Annotated in this window: 14 protein-coding genes and 1 tRNA gene; 7 read left to right on the top strand and 8 right to left on the bottom strand. The window is 72.6% G+C overall.

Translation table 11 applies throughout. The annotated features are described in order from the left end of the window. Positions 1-16: 16 nt before the first annotated feature. Both ABZ098_RS14755 and ABZ098_RS14750 read right to left on the bottom strand, forming a co-directional pair. On the bottom strand, positions 17-748 hold the full coding sequence (locus tag ABZ098_RS14755) for a TetR/AcrR family transcriptional regulator C-terminal domain-containing protein (protein WP_356590866.1): 732 nt from the start codon (positions 746-748) through the stop codon (positions 17-19). An 8-nt stretch (positions 749-756) separates the two neighbouring features. Then, positions 757-2007, bottom strand: a complete 1251-nt coding sequence (locus tag ABZ098_RS14750) for an NAD(P)/FAD-dependent oxidoreductase (RefSeq protein WP_356590864.1) — start codon at positions 2005-2007, stop codon at positions 757-759. Positions 2008-2139: 132 nt separating this feature from the next. Here ABZ098_RS14750 and ABZ098_RS14745 point away from each other — a divergent pair, with 132 nt between their 5' ends. Genes ABZ098_RS14745 through ABZ098_RS14735 form a run of 3 tightly spaced genes read left to right on the top strand, consistent with a single transcriptional unit; the run spans position 2140 to position 6065 of the window. After that, positions 2140-3552, top strand: a complete 1413-nt coding sequence (locus ABZ098_RS14745) for a sugar transferase (protein ID WP_356590862.1) — start codon at positions 2140-2142, stop codon at positions 3550-3552. A 51-nt stretch (positions 3553-3603) separates the two neighbouring features. Beyond that, positions 3604-4902, top strand: coding sequence for an ATP-grasp domain-containing protein (locus ABZ098_RS14740; RefSeq protein ID WP_356590860.1), 1299 nt, complete (start codon positions 3604-3606; stop codon positions 4900-4902). After that, positions 4899-6065 carry a glycosyltransferase gene (locus ABZ098_RS14735; RefSeq protein ID WP_356590858.1) on the top strand — a complete coding sequence of 389 codons (1167 nt, stop codon included), beginning with the start codon at positions 4899-4901 and terminating at the stop codon, positions 6063-6065. The genes ABZ098_RS14740 and ABZ098_RS14735 overlap by 4 nt, the downstream gene beginning before the upstream one ends. A gap of 6 nt (positions 6066-6071) precedes the next feature. Here ABZ098_RS14735 and ABZ098_RS14730 read toward each other — a convergent pair whose 3' ends face one another. After that, positions 6072-6845, bottom strand: a complete 774-nt coding sequence (locus ABZ098_RS14730) for a polysaccharide deacetylase family protein (protein ID WP_356590856.1) — start codon at positions 6843-6845, stop codon at positions 6072-6074. Then, complete coding sequence (locus ABZ098_RS14725) at positions 6842-9001, bottom strand: glycosyltransferase (protein ID WP_356590854.1); 2160 nt, start codon at positions 8999-9001, stop codon at positions 6842-6844. The genes ABZ098_RS14730 and ABZ098_RS14725 overlap by 4 nt, the downstream gene beginning before the upstream one ends. 185 nt (positions 9002-9186) lie before the next feature. Here ABZ098_RS14725 and ABZ098_RS14720 point away from each other — a divergent pair, with 185 nt between their 5' ends. Further along, the gene (locus ABZ098_RS14720) at positions 9187-9912 is read left to right on the top strand and encodes a TetR family transcriptional regulator (protein ID WP_356590852.1); all 726 of its coding nucleotides are present in this window, start codon (positions 9187-9189) and stop codon (positions 9910-9912) included. Positions 9913-9957: 45 nt separating this feature from the next. Here ABZ098_RS14720 and ABZ098_RS14715 read toward each other — a convergent pair whose 3' ends face one another. Together ABZ098_RS14715 and ABZ098_RS14710 are read right to left on the bottom strand one after the other, a co-directional pair. Next, entirely contained in the window at positions 9958-10941 is a 984-nt protein-coding gene (locus ABZ098_RS14715) for an aldo/keto reductase (RefSeq protein WP_356590850.1), read from the bottom strand. A gap of 87 nt (positions 10942-11028) precedes the next feature. Beyond that, the gene (locus tag ABZ098_RS14710; RefSeq protein WP_356590848.1) at positions 11029-11691 is read right to left on the bottom strand and encodes an NUDIX domain-containing protein; all 663 of its coding nucleotides are present in this window, start codon (positions 11689-11691) and stop codon (positions 11029-11031) included. A gap of 142 nt (positions 11692-11833) precedes the next feature. On the opposite strand from ABZ098_RS14710, the gene ABZ098_RS14705 reads away from it, so the two are divergent. Next, on the top strand, positions 11834-13942 hold the full coding sequence (locus tag ABZ098_RS14705; protein WP_356590846.1) for a DapH/DapD/GlmU-related protein: 2109 nt from the start codon (positions 11834-11836) through the stop codon (positions 13940-13942). A gap of 396 nt (positions 13943-14338) precedes the next feature. Here ABZ098_RS14705 and ABZ098_RS14700 read toward each other — a convergent pair. Continuing rightward, positions 14339-14412, bottom strand: a tRNA-Pro gene (locus ABZ098_RS14700). A 102-nt stretch (positions 14413-14514) separates the two neighbouring features. On the opposite strand from ABZ098_RS14700, the gene ABZ098_RS14695 reads away from it, so the two are divergent. Continuing rightward, the gene (locus tag ABZ098_RS14695; protein WP_356590844.1) at positions 14515-15033 is read left to right on the top strand and encodes a DUF309 domain-containing protein; all 519 of its coding nucleotides are present in this window, start codon (positions 14515-14517) and stop codon (positions 15031-15033) included. Positions 15034-15252: 219 nt separating this feature from the next. Beyond that, positions 15253-16026: a precorrin-6A synthase (deacetylating) gene (gene cobF, locus ABZ098_RS14690; RefSeq protein WP_356590842.1), complete on the top strand. Its 774-nt coding sequence runs from the start codon at positions 15253-15255 to the stop codon at positions 16024-16026. 158 nt (positions 16027-16184) lie between these two features. Here cobF and ABZ098_RS14685 read toward each other — a convergent pair whose 3' ends face one another. Beyond that, on the bottom strand, positions 16185-16931 hold the full coding sequence (locus ABZ098_RS14685) for a cobalt-precorrin-6A reductase (protein ID WP_356590840.1): 747 nt from the start codon (positions 16929-16931) through the stop codon (positions 16185-16187). Between the last annotated feature and the right edge of the window lie 112 nt (positions 16932-17043).

The following is a 17043-nucleotide window of genomic DNA, read 5'->3' as shown; positions in this document are numbered from 1 at the left end:
CGTCACGCGCCCCGCGTCACGTGCCCGCGATGAACCGGTCGAGCAGGGCATTCAGACCTACGGCCAGCGGCTCGGGCCCTCCGCGCTCGGCGAGCCCGGGTGCGATGGCGCGCAGCCGGGGGAGTTCCTGCGCGGGCATGAGGTGCAGGCCGAGCCGGAACGCGGGCTCGGGTTCCTCGGGGTTGTCCACCATGGCCCGCAGCTCGACCAGGAAATAGCCGAGGAGCCAGGCGGTGACCGCCTGCAGGACCAGCGCGGCGGTGCGTTCGTCCATGCCGGCCCGGTCGAACAGGGCGAGGAGGCGCTCGTGGAACCGCAGCACCGGCATCGGGCGCCGGGCCAGGGGCACAGCCAGCATGCGGGTGGCGAGCAGCGGCGCGACATGGGGGTGTGCCAGCGAGACGCGGCGGGTCTCCTGGGCGATGCGGTGCAGCTCCTCGCGCCATGGAACGGGCTCGCCGAATCCTTCGCCCGGTGCCGGCACGGAGGTTGCCAGATTCTCCTCGAGTTCGAGGTACAGGGCCTCGACCAGGCCGTCCAGCAGTGCCTCCTTGCCCGCCGCGTAACGGTAGAGGGCCATGGCCTCCACCTCCAGTTCCGCGCCGAGCCTGCGCATGCTCAGCGCGGACAGTCCTTCGCGGTCCACCACATCGAGACCGGCCGTCAGCACCCGCTCGCGGCTCAGCCGCCCGTAGCGTCCCCGGTCGCCGACGCGCCGTCCGCCGCGGGCGTCCGTCCCATGGGTCATGCGTCGCCTCACTTGTTCTGTGCCGCGTTGCCCGCTGCCAGTGAGTCGCTGATCCGGCGGGCGGTGAAGCCGGTCCCGCACACGAATCGCAGGAGCGGGCCGAAGGTGGGAGCGGCGGCCAGCCCCGCGAAGTACAGGCCGGGCAGCGAGGACTGGAAGTCGGCGGACAGTTGCGGCGCACCGGCCAGCTGGGGCGGACCTACGGCGTTCTTGCGTACCGCCCGGCGCAGTTCCGGACTCAGCAGCGCCACCCTGTCGATGTCGACCAGGTATCCGGTCCCCGCGATGACGTGGTCCGCGTACAGGGTCTCCACGTCTCCGCCGGGATCCGACACCCGCAGCCGCACACCGCCGTTCTCGCGCGCCGCCGAGTGAAGACTACGGCCGGACATCACGGGGACACGGCCCTGCACGCGTTCCCGGAGCCACCATGCGCCGGACGGCCCCAGCACCGTGCGCAGGAGGTGGGCACGGATGTGGGCCGGCAGGTGACGGATGGCCGCGGGTCCACGGCTGCAGACCACCAGCGGCCATCCGGTGCCCATCACGGCCTCCGGCCACATCAGTCGAGCGTGGAGCGGACGGTCCCGCGCCCAGTCGGCCTCGGGAGGAGGTCCGAAGGACGGACGGGTGCGGGCGACCACCGTGGGCCGCGCTCCGGCCTCGTGCAGCAGAGCCGAGGTCTCCAGGGCGGACTGGCCGCTGCCCACCACGACGACGCGTCGTCCCTCGAACGCCGCCAGGTCGGTGTGATCCGCCGTGTGCGAGACGAGGCCGTCCTCCCGCAGCCCGGTCAACTCGCGTGGTACGTACGCGAAGGGATGGACGCCGGTGGCGACCACGACGGCGCGCGCGGTGAACTCCTCCCCGGAGTCCAGCGTGACCCGGAACCGGCCGTCGTGGGTGCGGTCGAGGCAGCGCACCGCGGTCCGTTCCAGCTCGGGGACGCAGTTCTGCTGGAACCAGATCCCGTAGCGCACGAACTCGGACAGCGGCACCGGTTCCCGCTCGCGGCCCGGGTGGCGTCCCTCCTGGACCCGGAAATCCCCGAGCCCGTGCCCCGGTGCGGGGGCGGCGATCGACGAGGAGAACGGGGACGACTTGAGGTGCATCTCGCGCGGCATGTGCGAGCGCCAGCCCTCCATCGGCTCCCCGAAGATCCGGTACGGCACTCGGCGGCCCCGGAGGTGGGCGGCGATCGAGAGTCCGTAGGGGCCTGCTCCGACCACGGCGACTTCGGTGTGTCCTGAAGGCTTCATGGTTTCCCGGTTTTCTTGACTGTCGACCCTTGTGCGGCGTATGTATGTATACATCGTAAACGTACAGGTTTGGGCATTCAAGGCCGGCCGGGACGGGACCGGCCAAGAGGTGAGGCAGCGAACATGGCCGTCGTGGACGAAACGACCGGCGCCGGACCGGCGAAGACCGCGGGAAGCACGCGCGTGCGCCGTCACCGCGGATCTTCCGTCCCGCTCCTGGTCGCGGTCGACGCGATCGCCGCGGCCGTCGCCGCGTGCGGGGTGCAGCTGCTCTTCCATCGCTGGTTCGTCCCGGCCCTGCTCGTCCCGCTGTGGCTCCTCTCGCTGGCGTCTCAGCGGGCCTACGGGCCCGCCACCGACACGGAGTGTTCCCGCCGGGTTGTGGGGGCGGCCTGCCTGGCCGCCGCCGCGGCCGGCACCGCATGGTGGTTCGCGCCGCGCGACGAACTGCTGCACGACACACTGGTCGCGCTGCCGCTCGCCACCGGACTGACGGTCGGCCTGCGCCGGTACCGACCGGCTCTTCTGCGCTCCAGCTCGGGCCGGAGCACCGACCGGGTGCTCGTGCTCGGCCCCGCCGAGTCCGCCGCCGAGTTGATCGCGGCACTGCGCGCGGGACACGGGCCGCGACCGCAGGTCGTCGCAGTCCACCAGGCCCGCCCGACGGCCGCCGACGGCCGGGCCGACACGGACGCCGGGGCGTCCGGCGACGCCACGGACCTGCTCAGGGTGGTACGGCGGACCGGCTGCGACGCGGTCATCGCGCTGCCGGGCCCCGAGTTGGGCGCCGAGCGACTGCGGCGCCTGTCCTGGGAGTTGGGGGCGGAGGGCGTCGACCTGATGCTCGCGCCGGTCCTCGCCGACGTCGCGGCCCGAAGACTGGCCGTGCGTCCGGTCGCCGGAGTGCCCCTTCTGCAACTGCGCCCGCCCGTGCTCTCCGGGCTGCCCCGCCTCCTCAAAGAGCTGACCGACCGTCTGCTGGCCTTGCTGGGCATCCTGCTGCTGGCTCCGCTGATGGTGGTCATCGGCGCCTGGGTGCGGCTCGACAGCCCAGGACCCGCGTTCTTCCGGGAACGCAGAATCGGGCGCGACAGCCATGAGTTCACTCTTCTGAAGTTCCGGACCATGCACCGTGGCGCGGACCGGCGCAAGGGCGAACTCGCCCACCTCAACCACTACGGCAGCGACCGGTTCTTCAAGATCACGGACGACCCGCGGGTCACCGGAGCGGGGGCCTTCCTGCGTTCGTCCTCACTGGACGAGCTGCCTCAGCTGTTCAACGTGGTAGCGGGCCAGATGTCCCTGGTCGGTCCGAGACCCCTGGTGAAGGACGAGGTCGCCGCCCTGAGCGAAGACGGGAGTCACCGGCTTCTGGTCAAGCCGGGCATGACCGGGTTGTGGCAGGTCAGCGGCCGCTCCTGCCTGCCGACCGAAGAGCGGGTCCGACTCGACGTGAGCTACGTCGAGAACTGGTCGGCCGCCCTGGACCTGTCCATCCTGCTGCGGACGCCGGCCGCGGTCGTGCGCCGGACCGGCGCGAGCTGACCCGTGCCGTGGGCGTGAGCCCCACTCGACGCGCCCACCGAAGGAGCCCCCATGAGCGACCAGGCACCGGCACTGCTCGTCAAGGTGGGGCAGTTTCCGCAGCTTCACGGCGGTCTCGGGGTGGTGCGCACATTGGGGCGTATGGGCGTCCTGACGTACGCCATGGTCGAGGACCGCTTCACCCCGGTCGCCCTCTCACGCCATCTCGCCGGCCGCTTCGTCCGACCGACGACGGGAGGGGAGGCCACTTCGGAGCTGGTCTCCGCCCTCCTGCGGATCGGCCGGGAGATCGGGCGCCCCACCGTCGCCGTGGCGGAGGGCGACGAGGCCGCCGTCCTGCTGGCGGAGAACGCCGACCGCCTGGCCGAATGGTTCGTGCTTCCCCCCGTGCCGCCCGAGCTGCCCCGCAGACTGGCCAGCAAGGAGGGGCTGCACGGGATCTGCCAGGAGCACGGGGTGCCCACCCCCCGGACCCGATCGCCGGTCGACCTCGCCGAGTTGGTCGCCGTGAGTCGGGACTGGGGCTTTCCCGTGGTCCTGAAGGACAGGGAGCCGTTCACCAAGCTCAACGACTCCGCTGTCGGGCACACCACAGTCGTCCACGACGAGGCCGAGCTGCTCGCCCGGTGCGGGAGGGCCGGGTCCCCCTCCGTCATCGTGCAGGAGTACATCCCTCTGGAACGTGCCGAGGAGTGGTTCACCCACCTCTACGTGGACGCGGGAGGCATACCCCGGCTCGTCTTCACCGGGCACAAGCTCCGCTCCTGGCCGCCCGGGACAGGGCTCACCACCCGGGCGCGGGCCCGGTCCAACACCGTCCTGGCCACCCTGGCCGCAGAGCTGTGCCGAGCCCTCGGCTACCGCGGGATCGCGGACCTCGACTGGCGCTTCGACCTGCGCGACGGCAGCTACAAGCTGGTGGACTTCAACCCTCGGTTCGGACAGCAGTTCCGCCTCTTCAGCACCGCGGGAGGACTGGACGTGGTCCGCGCGATGTACCTGGACCTGACAGGTCGGCACGTCCCGGACGGCACACAGATCGACGACCGGGGCTTCATCGTGGGCAATCTGGACGCGGCATCGGCGACGGTGACCGCCTGGCGTGAACGCCGGCTCCCGGCAGCGCTGCCGCGGCGCGACCTCGAACGGGCCTGGCTGAGCCGGGACGATCCCCTGCCCGCGGTCGCCGAGTCGGTGCGCTTCAGCGGCACCGTCGCCCGGCGGCTCACAAAACCGCTGCGCACCCTGCGCGTGCCGGACAAGGGTGCCCCGGACGGGCATGAACCACCGCACGGGCCGGTCCGTGCCCCCGCAGGTCCGCTCCTGTCGCGGAAGGGTGCGGCGAAGTGACACGGGCCATCCTGCACATCACCCAGTCGAGCGAGGCAGGCGTCGCCCGAGTGGTCACGGACCTGGCCGCCGGGCAGTGCGCGAAAGGCGACCGGGTGACCGTGGCGTGTCCGGGCGTCGGCACGTTGTCGTGGACAGCCGCACGGCGCGGGGCCCGAACGGTGCGCTGGGACGCCGTACGGTCGCCCGGTCCGGCGCTTCCGCACGAGGTCGCCGGAGTGCGCCGCATCGTGGACCTGGTGCGGCCGGACGTCGTGCACCTGCACAGCGCGAAGGCGGGCCTCGCGGGCCGCCTGGCGCTGCGCGGGCGCCTTCCCACCGTCTATCAACCGCATGCCTGGCCGTTCGCCGCCGTGTCCGCCGCTCTGCGGACCGCCGCCGTGCGGTGGGAGAGGGCGGGAGCGCGCTGGGCGCACCAGGTGGTGTGTGTCAGCGAGGGCGAGCGTGCCCAGGGGGTGGCCGCGGGCATCCGGTGCCGGTACACCGTTGTCCGCAACGGGGTGGACCTCGACTGGCTCACCCCGCCGGATGCCTCCTCGCGTGAGGCCGCACGGTACCGCCTCGGCGTCCTGGGCACGGGACCACTGGCCGTGTGCGTGGCGCGTCTGTGCCGGCAGAAGGGGCAGGACGTGCTGCTCGACGCCTGGGCGGAGGTGGCGGGCCGGATACCGGAGGCACGGCTGGTGCTGGTCGGGGGCGGTCCGGACCGTTCGCTCCTGGCGGCACGGGCGTCGCCGACAGTCGGGTTCGCCGGGGCCGTCGTCGATCCCCGTGACTGGTATCTCGCGGCCGATCTCGTGGTGCTGGCCTCGCGGTGGGAAGCGGGGATGGCACTGGCCCCTTTGGAAGCCATGGCATGTTCCCGCCCCGTGGTCGTCACCGATGTGCCGGGAGCGCGGGAATTCCTCCCGCCCTCTCATGTGCCGTTCGCCGTCGTGCCGTTGGAGGAGCCGGGCGCTCTGGCAGCCGCCGTGACACGTCTGCTGGCCGATCCGGCGACCGGTCGTGTCCTCGGCGCCCAGGCGCAGGCACACGTCCGCCGCCATCACGGGGTGCGCCAGGTCGTCGAGCGGATGGACACCGTGTACGACGCCGCCCAGCGGGTGTGGGCCGCGGGGCTCCACGGCGCGGACCCTGCGGCGGTGGACGCCCGGGCCGGGTAGAGGTGGTCACGGCCGGTGGGCGCGGCCGATCAGCGAGTGCAGGGCGGGGCGCAACGACGGCACCGCCCCGACCATCCGGCGCATGGCGGGATAGCTCCGCAAGGTCTTCAGGCGGAAGGTCGCGTCGGTCTCGGTAGCGTTGATGTCGACGCGTGGCACGGCGTAGCGTCCGGCACCGTCGTGCACGCTGAAGGCGATCTCGTATCCGGCTTCGGCCACCGCTGCGCGTGTGGCGGCGTCGTGCGTTCCGTAGGGGTAGGCGAAGGCGCGGACACGCCTGCCGGTGATGTCGGCCAACACCGCGGCGGCGTCCACGAGGCTGCGGGCCAAGGTCCCGGTCGTGGCGTTCGTCAGGTCGCAGTGGTCCCACCCGTGGCACTCGACGTCCAGCCCCGCGTCCACCAGGGCGCGCACGCCCTGCACGTCCAGGAGTGGTTCGTCGGGCATCCCGGCCATCCATGTGGAGGTGCCGCCGAGCATGCCGCCGAGCACGAAGGCGGTAGCGGGTACCCCCAGTTCGCACAGGACCGGCAGCCCCTCCTCCACCAGGGCCAGGTAACCGTCGTCGAACGTCACCAGCACGCTGCGCCCCGGGAAGTCGCCGCGCAGGTACCGGTCGAGCGTCAGGGGCGTCCAGCCCCGGTCGAGGAGGTGCCGCAGCTGTCTGCGGAGCGTGTCGGCCGGGACGAACAAGCAGCTCCGGTCCGTTTGGGCGGGCCGTGTGCCGACACCGTGGTACATCAGCACCAGCGGCGACCTGACCGGGAGGGCACCACTCATGGCGAACCGTCCGTATCCGGAACGTCCGCGGCGGGTCCGTCCGCTCTCGTCCCCCGGACCAGTCCGCGCCCGGCGCCGGCCACCTTGGCCAGGTCGCGCACCACCGCCGCGACGGGGACCAGGGGCAGCGCCGCCCAGTGGCGCCGGCGCACGACCCTGGTGAGCGGCACCGACACGTACACCGCGAACGCGGTGATCGCGGCGGACCGGGCGCGCGGGCCGGTCATCACCGCGGCGACGGCGGTGGCGTAGGCGAACGCCCTGGCCAGGTCCCGGCCCACCAGGCGCGGGTCGGCCGACTGTCCGCCGCCCTCGCCGTAACGGAAGTACATCGCCGCCGTCCGGCGCAGGGTCGGCCGTTGTTCCCAGCGGACCTCGGCCGCGGAGGCAAGGACCGCCCGGCGGCCGGTGTCGACCACGGCGCGGCCGAAGAGCACGTCCTCACAGGTCCGCAGATGTTCGGGAAAGCCCCCGGCGTCCTGCCAGGCGGCGCTGGAGAAGGCCATCGAACGCCCGGTGGGCATGGTCGCGTCGAGTCCGCGGCCGAACAGCCGGCAGTACAGGCGGGTCCACGGTCCCGGATGGCGGGCCTCCTCGGGGACCGGATACCCCACCGCCGACATGGCCCGGGCCGACGCCCGGTGGCCGTCCACTCGGTAGGCACCCGTGATCAGGTCGGCCGGGACGGGCTCCGCCGCCGCGGCGCGAAGCCGCTCCAGCCAGTCCGGAGCGGGGTGACAGCCCGCGTCGGTGCAGGCGATCAGTGCGTTGCCCGCCGCACGCACGCCGGCGTTGCGTCCGGCCGAGATGCCCGAGCCCGGGAGCCGGAGCAGGCGGATCCGGGCGTCCTTCGAGGCCCAGGCCTCGACCCGGTCGGCCGTGCCGTCGGTCGACCCGCCGTCGACGACGACGATCTCGTCGCCGTCCTCGACCAGTTGGGGAACCAGCAGGCCGAGCAGCCGGTCGATGACGTCGGCCTCGTTGAGCACGGTGGTCACCACCGAGACCGGCGCGGTCCCGATCAGCCCCGCTCCCGGTAGCCGCGCGGCCTCGGACAGGACCTGCGCCAGCCGTGCGGCGCACTCGGCCGGGCCGGGGTGAGCAGCGGTCAGGCGGCGTCCGACCGCGCCCATGGCGGCACGGGTGTCACGGTCCGCCAGACGCCGCAGCGCCCGAGCCACCTCGGTGGAGTCGCCGGCCGGCACGGCGATACCGGCGTTCGCCGCACCCGGCTGCGCCACCCGCTCGGCGACGGGGCTGCCCGCGGTGGTGATCACCGGGACCGCGGAGCGCATCGCCTCCAGCGCGACCGCACCGAACCCCTCCGGATAGGGCATGGACGGTGTGGGCTTGGTCAGCACCGCGGCCGCGTCAGCACCGGGGATGATCCGCCAGGCGTCCTGGATCCAGCCCGTGAAGTCGACGCGGTCACCCACCCCGAGGTCGGCGGCCAACCGGGAGAGCCGGCTCCGCTCCCCCGGTTCGGTCGGCGCGTCGTCGCCGACCACGGCCAGTCGCCAGCGCTCGCCCCCGGGCTTCGCAAGGGCCTCGATCGCGTCGTCCACGCCCTTGTTGGAGACCAGACGGCTGACGGCGAGCAACAGCGGCTCGTCATGGCCCTCCGCGAGCCGTGCACCGTGTCGTGCCAGCTCCTCCCGGGCGGCCTCGCGGGACAGCGCGGTGCCTTCCGGCGCGGGGAACGGTACGAGCACGGCCCGCGGATGTCTCGAGGCGAGGACCAGTCCCTCCGCCGTCGCCACGCAATCGTCGGTGAGCATGGCCAGGAAGCTCATCAGGCGGGGGTGGGTGTAGTCGTGCTTGGCCCACACGCATCGCACGCCGGCGAGCCACGCCGCCGGTCCGCACACGCACGCCGCTTTGACCCCGTTGGCGAGGACCACGTCCGGCCGGTTCACCCGCAACCGGCGCGCGAGGGACACCGCGGAGGCCGCCACGGCCGCTCCGGTCCGGCCCGTGGAGCGCGTGGCGCAGGGCACGCCCCTGCGGCGGAACTGCTCGTCCAGCGGTCCCGGGCCCAGCATGACGGCGTCCACGTCCAGCCGGTCGGTGGCGTCGAGCAGCGCCAGCAGCCAGAGTTCCGCACCGCCGATGACCCCGGCGTGCGTCACCACCGTGACGCGCAGTGGACGGTTCATCGGGCCCTCCTGCTCAACACCGAGCGGCAGCGGCAGCTCCGGCGTGCCCGCCACCGGCCGGTCCCACCTGGTCAATGCTCCGCCGATCCCCGCACCGACGCCAACAGATGGCCCACGCCGGGTATGTTTACGGCGTATACGCATACGGTCGCCCCTGCTGGGCTGGGGGGGCAAGGAGGCGCGGAATGGCTGACGGATCCGGAAACCCCGCGCGTCGCGCGAGCGATCGCGGGCGCTACGGCAGGCTCAATCGCGAGCGCGTGCTGGCCGCCGCCCTGGACCTGGTCGACCAGGAGGGGCTGTCGGCCCTGAGCATGCGGCGCCTCGGGGCCGAGCTCGGCGTTGAGGCAATGGCGCTGTACCGGTACGCGGCCAGCAAGGAGGCCCTGCTGGACGGTCTGGTCGAGGCCCTCTACCTCGAACTGGAGGAGCGGCTGACCGCCCAGCAGGCGCACGGGGACGAGACCACCGGAGCACCCGGATGGCGTACGGGGCTCCACCGCGTCGCGCGGGCGACCTACGACGTCTGTTTCGACCACCCCCGGGCGGTACCGCTGCTGTCCACGCGCATGCTGGCGGTGCCGCTGGCCCGTCGGCCGCCGGCCGTGCTCAGGGACCACGAGCGGGTGCTGGTGCTGCTGCGGGAGGCCGGGTTCGACGACGACCGGGTGGCCGTCGTCTTCCGGGCCTTCACCGCCTGGCTCCTCGGCTACGTGTCCGTGGAGCTGCGTCCGATGGTGGACAACCCCGACGAGTCGGACCCGGCGTTCCGCCTGGGCCTGCACCGGATGCCACCGCAGGAGCTGCCGGCCCTCCGGGACATCGCCCCCGCGCTCGCCGACCGCGGCGGTCCGGAGGGGCTGGCGGCGGGGCTGGACGCGCTGCTCGACCGGTTCGTCGACACGGCGTGACGGGCCCGGCGTACCCCTCACAAGCCGTCCAAGCCCTCCAGGCCGTCAGTGAACCCCGTCCAACCGGGCCCGCTGCTCTCCCGTGAGCTCCAGATCCACCGCCGCCAGGTTCTCCTCCAGCTGGGCCAGGGACGACACCCCGGCGAGCGGGACGATGGGCAGGTCGCCGCCGATCTGCCAGGACAGGACGACCTGGTTGACGGTGGCGCCCGTTTCCTTCGCCACCTCGGCCAGGACCTTCAGGCGGGGCGGCGTACCCGGGTGGTCGAAGTCCGCGGGGAGGCGGTCCGGGTGGGTGTAGGCGCCCTTCAGGAGGGGTGAGTAGGCGACCAGGGTGAGGGCGGGCTCCGCGCGCAGGTAGCTCAGCAGGTCCGCGCCCGCGTGGCCGAGGCTGCCGTCGGGGAACAGGGGTTCCGGGACGTCGGTGCGGGGGCGCAGATGGCTGTGGGCGTACTGGAGGACCTCGTACCCGGGCAGGCCGGCCGCTGCCGCCAGGGCGCGGGCACGTTCCACCCGCCAGATCGCGTGGTTGCTCGCGCCGAGCAGGCCCACCGTGCCCTCGGCCACCAGCTCGGCGAATCCCTCCACCGTCTCCTGGAGCGGGACCTCATGGTCCTCTATGTGCGCGTAGAGGAGGTCCAGCTTGGGCACGCCCAGGCGTTCCCGGCTGCGTTCCGCGGCCTCGCGGATCACCTTGGCCGACAGGCCCTCCGCGTTGTCGACGTAGCTCGTGCCGGGGGCCAGGGGGCGGGCGCCGAGCTTCGTGGCGATGACGATCTCGTCGCCGATGTCGCGGCTGCGCCGCCACCGGCCGAGCAGCTCCTCGCTCTGGCCGCCCTGGCCGCCGTCCTCCCAGAAGGCGTAGTTGTCGGACGTGTCGATGAAGTTGCCGCCGGCCTCGACATAGCGGTCGAGGACGGCGAAGGAGGTCTCCTCGTCGGTCCGTGAGCCGAACAGCATCGAGCCGAGTGCGAGGACGCTGACCTCGCGGCGGGTCGCCGGGTCGGTGCCGATGGTGCGGTAGCGCATGGTGATGTCCTCCCGTGTGTGCCCCGAGAACGGGTGCACACGGGAGTCTTCATGCTGGAGCGCACTTCAAGTCAAGGGCTGTCGCGGTCACTTGGCGAACGGGCCCTCCAGAGCCGCCCATTGGAGCAGCATGATGGTCTTGGCGTCGGCGATCTCCCCGGTACGGATCATCCCCAGGGCCCTGCGGAAGGGCAGTTCGAGGATCTCGATGTCCTCGCCCTCCTCGTCGAGACCGCCTCCCTCGTGGGTGCGGGTCGACGCGGCGTACTCGGCGGCGTAGAAACTGACACGCTCGGTGACCGAACCGGGGCTCATGTAGACGTCGAAGACGTGGCGGACCTCGCCGATCGTGTGCCCGGTCTCCTCGACGACCTCGCGCCGAACGGCGATCTCGGGGTGCTCGTCATCGTCGTCGAGCAGACCCCCGGGGGTCTCGATCAGCATTCCGTCGGGGTGTCCGTTGACATACACCGGGAAGCGGAACTGGCGGGTGAGCAGGACGGTTTCGCGTTCGGTGTCGTACAGCAGCATGGTGGCGCCGTTGCCGCGGTCGTGGGTCTCGCGCTGCTGGGTGCTCCAGGTGCCGTCGGCGCGCTGGAGGTCGAAGGTCGTGGCCCGCTCGACGTACCAGTGGCTGGACAGCAGTTTCACCTCCCGGACCTTGACGCGCGGGTTGCCGGTCAGGTCGAGGCCCGTGCGGTCGAGTCCGGTGCGGCCCCGGCGGTCGGGGAGGTCGACGCCCTCGGTCATCGGACACCCGCCGGACGGGATGAGGAGCGGGAGAACCTGTCGTGGTGCGAGTTGGTCATGACCGCTTCTACCATTCCGGGCCGACCGGCGTCGCGTACGGCACCCCTTCCCCGGCGGGCCCCGCGCTGCTTAGCGTGCTCCCATGGATCATCCGCCGCGCCCGTCCGTACGCCACTTCGATCACTGCCCCTGGCTCTTCGCCGGCGAGGCGACCGAGGAACAGCGCATGGCGCAGCGGGAGGTTCAGCGGGCGATCGGCGGCGACACCGGGATCGGTGAGCGGTGCTACGTCGCCGAGTCCGCGGCGGTGTTCCCGGACCGGCTGCGGCTCGGCGACGACTCGTACATCGCCGCGCACGCCTATGTCACCGGCGAGCTGACCACCGGCTCGGACTGCACGCTCAACCCGTTCACCACGGTGCGCGGGAACGTCGTCCTCGGCGACGGTGTCCGCATCGGCGCACACACCTCGCTGCTCGGCTTCAACCACTCCATGGCCCCCGACCGGCCCGTCTTCCGCCAGCCGCTCACCAGCCGGGGCATCCGGGTCGGGGACGACGTCTGGATCGGCTCGCACGTCATCGTCGTGGACGGCGTGACGATCGGCGATCACTGCGTGATCGGGGCGGGGGCGGTGGTCACGAAGGACCTGCCGGCGTGGTCGGTGGCGGCGGGGAACCCGGCCCGGGTCCTGCGGGACCGGCGGGAGGCGGGGGCGACGGGCCAGGTGGACGCAGGGACGGCGGCTGCGGCTACGGCTACGGCTACGCCTGCGGTGCCGGGAACAGGGCTACGGCCGGACGGCAACCCCACGGCCACGACCCAACCAACCCCCGGCCGCACCCCCGAACCACACACGGCGACCGAGAGCAGCCCGGCACGGGCGCCGCACGACCAGCGGGAAGCGTCGGCGGGACAGGAAGACGCAGCAGCTGCGGATGCGGTGCCGGGAACAGGAGTACGGCCGGACGGCAACCCCACGGCCACGACCCAACCAACCGCCGACCCCACCCCCGAACCCGAGAGGGTGACGGAGGCCAGCTCGGCGCGGGCGGCAGGGAGTGCGGCGGCGGCCATGGCCGGAAGCGCGGCCACGGCGGCGGGTCCGGACACGCTGCCGGGAGGCGGCGGCCGTATGCCTGTGTCCGGTCGCCCTGGGCCCCGCGCGGGCGCCCTGACCGCCTTCGCCGATCTCGCGCGGGGCCAGGTCGGCGAGATCCTCGACCGTTGCTGGGACGGTGAGCGGTACGTCGACCGGCCCGGCGCCGCGCCCACCGTACGGGCCCACTGCGATGCCGTGGAGATCGCCGATCTGCTGCTCGGGGAGGTGCCGGAGCACTTGTCCCCCGGGGAGCACATCGAGCGGTTGAGCGGGCTCCAGGATGCGAAGAGCGGTCTCGTGCCGGAGTTCGGTGAACCGCTTCCGGTGGCGGACGCCGACGGGTTCATAGGGGAGGGGGCGGCGCTCTATCACGTGCTGAGCGTGGGGTACGCCCTCGATCTGCTGGGTCCAGGTTTCCCTCATCCGGTGCGTGGTGTACGTGACATGACGGCACGTCAACTTCTGGTGCGGTTGGAGGCGTTGCCGTGGCGGACCGCGGCTTGGGGTGCCGGTGCCTGGGTCGACAGCCTTGCCACGGCCGCCCATTGGAACCTGCGGCACGGCACCGGAGACGGCGGCGAAGGGATACCGGAGTCACTGTTCGGCTGGCTGCTGACCAGGGTCGATCCATGGACCGGGATGTGGGGTACCCCTTCGGTCGAGGAGGGACGGCTCCAGGTGGTCAACGGCTACTACCGGTTGACACGGGGGTCGTTCGCCCAGTTCGGGCTGCCGGTGCCGTACCCGGAACGGGTCGTGGACACGGTCCTGGACCATGCGCGCGACGCCCGGCATTTCGGTGCCGGGCGGGAGAACGCCTGCAATGTGCTCGACGTCGCCCATCCCCTGTGGCTGTGTACCCAGCAGCTCGGCGGTACCGCTGACGGCTATCGCTCCGGCGAGGTCCGCGACTGGGCCGGACGGCAGTTGGCCACGGTTCTGTCGCGCTGGCAGGACGGCCGGGGCCTCGGGTTCGGCCCGGGTGCCGCCGGGCCCGGCCCCGAGCCCGGTCTCCAGGGCACGGAGATGTGGCTGGCCATCGCCTGGTACCTCGCCGATCTGCTGGGCCGCTCCGACGAACTCGGCTACCGCCCCCGCGGCATCCACCGCCCCGAACCGGCCCGCCGGGGCATCGGGGGGCCGGTGTGAGTCGACCGGGCGCCGGGCTGCGACCGAACCGACGGAATGACGGCCGCGCGGCCGGTGCGGTGGGGCATCGGCATCGCGGCTGATCCGACGGGCATGGCCTCGCGGTCCGCACCTGTTCGGACCCGCCGCCCGGACTGCGCGACGATCGTAGGATCGGTGATCTTCGTGTCGGTGATCTTCGTGTCGCCGACGTGTCTCCGCGCTCGCCGTCAGCTCCACGAACCGAACCCGGCCCGCTCCCAGTACAACCGCTCGGGTCCCCGCCGACGAAGAGGTCCACGTCACGCATGACGCGGTTGCCGCGTGTGGTGGACGCCGGGGTGAGCGACGTCCAGAGCGGCCGGACACACGAAAAAGGCCCCCGCAGGCTCTCGCCTGCGAAGACCCTTCGCACCGTCGGGACGACAGGATTTGAACCTGCGACCCCTTGACCCCCAGTCAAGTGCGCTACCAAGCTGCGCCACGTCCCGGTGCGCTGCCCCGCGGTGGACCGCGGGAACGCGCGCGTACAGAACTTTACCCCACGTCGGGGGCCGGACCGAAGCCGGCGCCGGGCGCGGGACAATCGACGTATGGCCAGTACATCCTCAGGACGGCAAACGGGCGCGCGGGACCGGGACAGCGAGGGGCGGGCACGCAACGCCCGGCCGCGGGACGGGCTCGGGCGACCGCTTCCGTACGGCACGGACGGCGTCGCCCGGCAGCCGGAGGGCGTGGTGCGCACTCCGCAGGAGACCGTGGCCGAAGCGCAGGAACTGTTGGACGCGGGGCGCCCGTTCCATGCGCACGAGGTCTTCGAGGACGCCTGGAAGTCGGGTCCCGACGAGGAACGCGCCCTGTGGCGGGGGCTGGCCCAGCTCGCGGTCGGCCTGACCCACGCGGCCCGGGGCAACGTCACGGGCGGCGCGAGACTGCTGCGGCGCGGCGCCGGGGCCGTCGAGGAGTGGTCCGCCTCGGCCACCGGGCGGGAACGGCCGTACGGGATGGATCTGGCCGGGCTCACGGGGTGGGCACGCCGGCTGGCGCAGGACGTGGAGGAGAGCGGCTCGGCGGTGGACGCCGGGGTACGCGGTCCCCGGCTGCGGGGGTGAGGCGGGCGCGAGGCGGAGCGCGGAGGTGCTCGACAGCGGTGAGACGCCCCCCAATCCCCCAGCCCCAGCCCCCACAGCCTCAGCCCCGCCCGCCACAGCCCAGCCCAGCTCCAGCTCCAGCTCCAGCTCCAGGCCCAGCCCAAGCCGCAAAGTCGCCGTCGCTGCCGAGAAGGCGGACGCGGTGCCGTCGCTGTCAGTGGCGTGGGGCAGACTCGGGGTGTGCGAAAGATTCATGTCATCGGTATCGGCGCGGGCGACCCCGAGCAGCTCACCCTCCAGGCGGTCAGGGCGCTGCGGAGCACGGACGTGTTCTTCGTCCTGGACAAGGGCGAGGTGAAGGGTGATCTCACACAACTGCGCCGGGACATGCTGGACGCGCACGTACCGGAGGGGTCGTACCGGGTGGTGGAGGCTCGGGACCCGGAGCGGGACCGCGCTGCGGGCGGCTCCGCGTACTCCCCCGCCGTCGGTGACTGGCGCAGCGCCCGTGCCGACATCTACGAGCGGCTGATCGCCGAGGAGCTGGGCGAGCAGGAGAGCGGCGCGTTCCTGGTGTGGGGGGACCCGGCGCTGTACGACAGCACGCTCGGCATCCTGGAGGAGATCCTGGAGCGGGGCTCGGTGCCCTTCGAGTACGACGTCGTGCCCGGCATCAGCAGTGTGTCGGCGCTGGTGGCACGGCATCGCACCGGGCTGAACCGGGTCGCGCGGCCCGTCCAGATCACCACCGGGCGGCGCCTCGCCGAGGGCTTCCCGGAGGGGGTGGACGACGTGGTGGTGATGCTCGACGCCCACCAGGCCTTTCGTGCGTACGCCGACGAGGACATCGACATCTACTGGGGCGCCTACATAGGCACGCCGGACGAGATCCTCGCCTCCGGGCCGATCGCCGAGGCCGCGCCCCGGATCGAGCGGTTGCGGGCCGAGGCGCGGGAGCGCAAGGGCTGGATCATGGACACGTATCTGCTGCGCCGCAGGCCGAAGGAGCGGTAGGCACCGGCTACCGGGCAGGCACCGGGCGATCCGTCCCGCATGCACGGATGGCGTCGCCCGTTTGCCCGTCTGCCCGTCTGCCCGTCTGCCCGTCTGGGGCAAACGCACGAAGAAGCGTGACGAGGTGCTCCGCGCGATCGACCGCATGCGGGAGTCCGTCACGGCCGGTTGAGGGCCAGCCACCTCTCGACCCCGGCCACGTCCGGCACCGCCGTCACCCCGTCCGGGAGGGCCGGTCGGCGTACGACCACCACGGGCAGGGCCAGTTCGCGGGCGGCGGTGAGTTTGGCGGACGTGGCCGTTCCCCCGCTGTCCTTGGTGACCAGGACGTCGATGCAGTGGTCGTGGAGGAGCGTCGACTCGTCGGCCACCGTGAACGGGCCGCGGGCCAGGAGGACTTCGGTGTGCGGGGGCATGGGCGGCTCGGGCAGCTCCACCGACCGTACGACGAAGTGCAGTTCGGTGAGGTGGGCGAAGGCGGCGAGCTCCATGCGGCCGGTGGTCAGGAACACCCGTCGGCCGAGGCCCGGGAGCAACCGAGCGGCTTCGTCGAGGGAGTCGACCGGATGCCAGCGGTCTCCCGGTCCGGGCCGCCACCCCGGGCGGCGCAGCACCACGGAGGGCACACCGGTCGCCGCGGCTGCCTGGGCCGCGTGGGTGGTGATCGTACGGGCGAAGGGATGCGTGGCGTCGACCAGTGCGTCGACGTGCTCCTCCCGCAGCCAGTCGGCCAGCCCCTGCACCCCGCCGAATCCCCCGATCCGCACCTCCCCCGCGAGTGTGCCCGGCCGGATCACCCGTCCCGCGAGGGAGGTGGTGACGCGCACTCCCGGCCGTGACGCGAGGGCGGCGGCCAGTTCGCGGGCCTCGGTGGTGCCGCCGAGGATCAGGATGTGCGGGGACATGGCGGTCAGCGTACGAGGTCACGGACGTACGGGGCACGCCGCCTGCGGTCACCCTTCGGCGGGCATGCGAGACGCACGACAACAGGCGTTGCCACCCGTCCGTGGTTATCGT

Source organism: Streptomyces sp. NPDC006335 (genome assembly GCF_040612795.1).
Lineage (GTDB): Bacteria > Actinomycetota > Actinomycetes > Streptomycetales > Streptomycetaceae > Streptomyces.
The sequence above is the reverse complement of the archived record's forward strand: the minus strand, read 5'-3'. Positions and strand labels throughout refer to the sequence as shown.

Excerpts from the sequence above, each read along its gene's own strand:
- ABZ098_RS14755 (WP_356590866.1), bottom strand. The coding sequence starts at position 748 with ATGACCCATGGGACGGACGCCCGCGGCGGACGGCGCGTCGGCGACCGG.
- ABZ098_RS14750 (WP_356590864.1), bottom strand. The coding sequence starts at position 2,007 with ATGAAGCCTTCAGGACACACCGAAGTCGCCGTGGTCGGAGCAGGCCCC.
- ABZ098_RS14740 (WP_356590860.1), top strand. The coding sequence starts at position 3,604 with ATGAGCGACCAGGCACCGGCACTGCTCGTCAAGGTGGGGCAGTTTCCG.
- ABZ098_RS14730 (WP_356590856.1), bottom strand. The coding sequence starts at position 6,845 with ATGAGTGGTGCCCTCCCGGTCAGGTCGCCGCTGGTGCTGATGTACCAC.
- ABZ098_RS14725 (WP_356590854.1), bottom strand. The coding sequence starts at position 9,001 with ATGAACCGTCCACTGCGCGTCACGGTGGTGACGCACGCCGGGGTCATC.
- ABZ098_RS14720 (WP_356590852.1), top strand. The coding sequence starts at position 9,187 with ATGGCTGACGGATCCGGAAACCCCGCGCGTCGCGCGAGCGATCGCGGG.
- ABZ098_RS14715 (WP_356590850.1), bottom strand. The coding sequence starts at position 10,941 with ATGCGCTACCGCACCATCGGCACCGACCCGGCGACCCGCCGCGAGGTC.
- ABZ098_RS14710 (WP_356590848.1), bottom strand. The coding sequence starts at position 11,691 with ATGACCGAGGGCGTCGACCTCCCCGACCGCCGGGGCCGCACCGGACTC.
- ABZ098_RS14705 (WP_356590846.1), top strand. The coding sequence starts at position 11,834 with ATGGATCATCCGCCGCGCCCGTCCGTACGCCACTTCGATCACTGCCCC.
- ABZ098_RS14695 (WP_356590844.1), top strand. The coding sequence starts at position 14,515 with ATGGCCAGTACATCCTCAGGACGGCAAACGGGCGCGCGGGACCGGGAC.
- ABZ098_RS14685 (WP_356590840.1), bottom strand. The coding sequence starts at position 16,931 with ATGTCCCCGCACATCCTGATCCTCGGCGGCACCACCGAGGCCCGCGAA.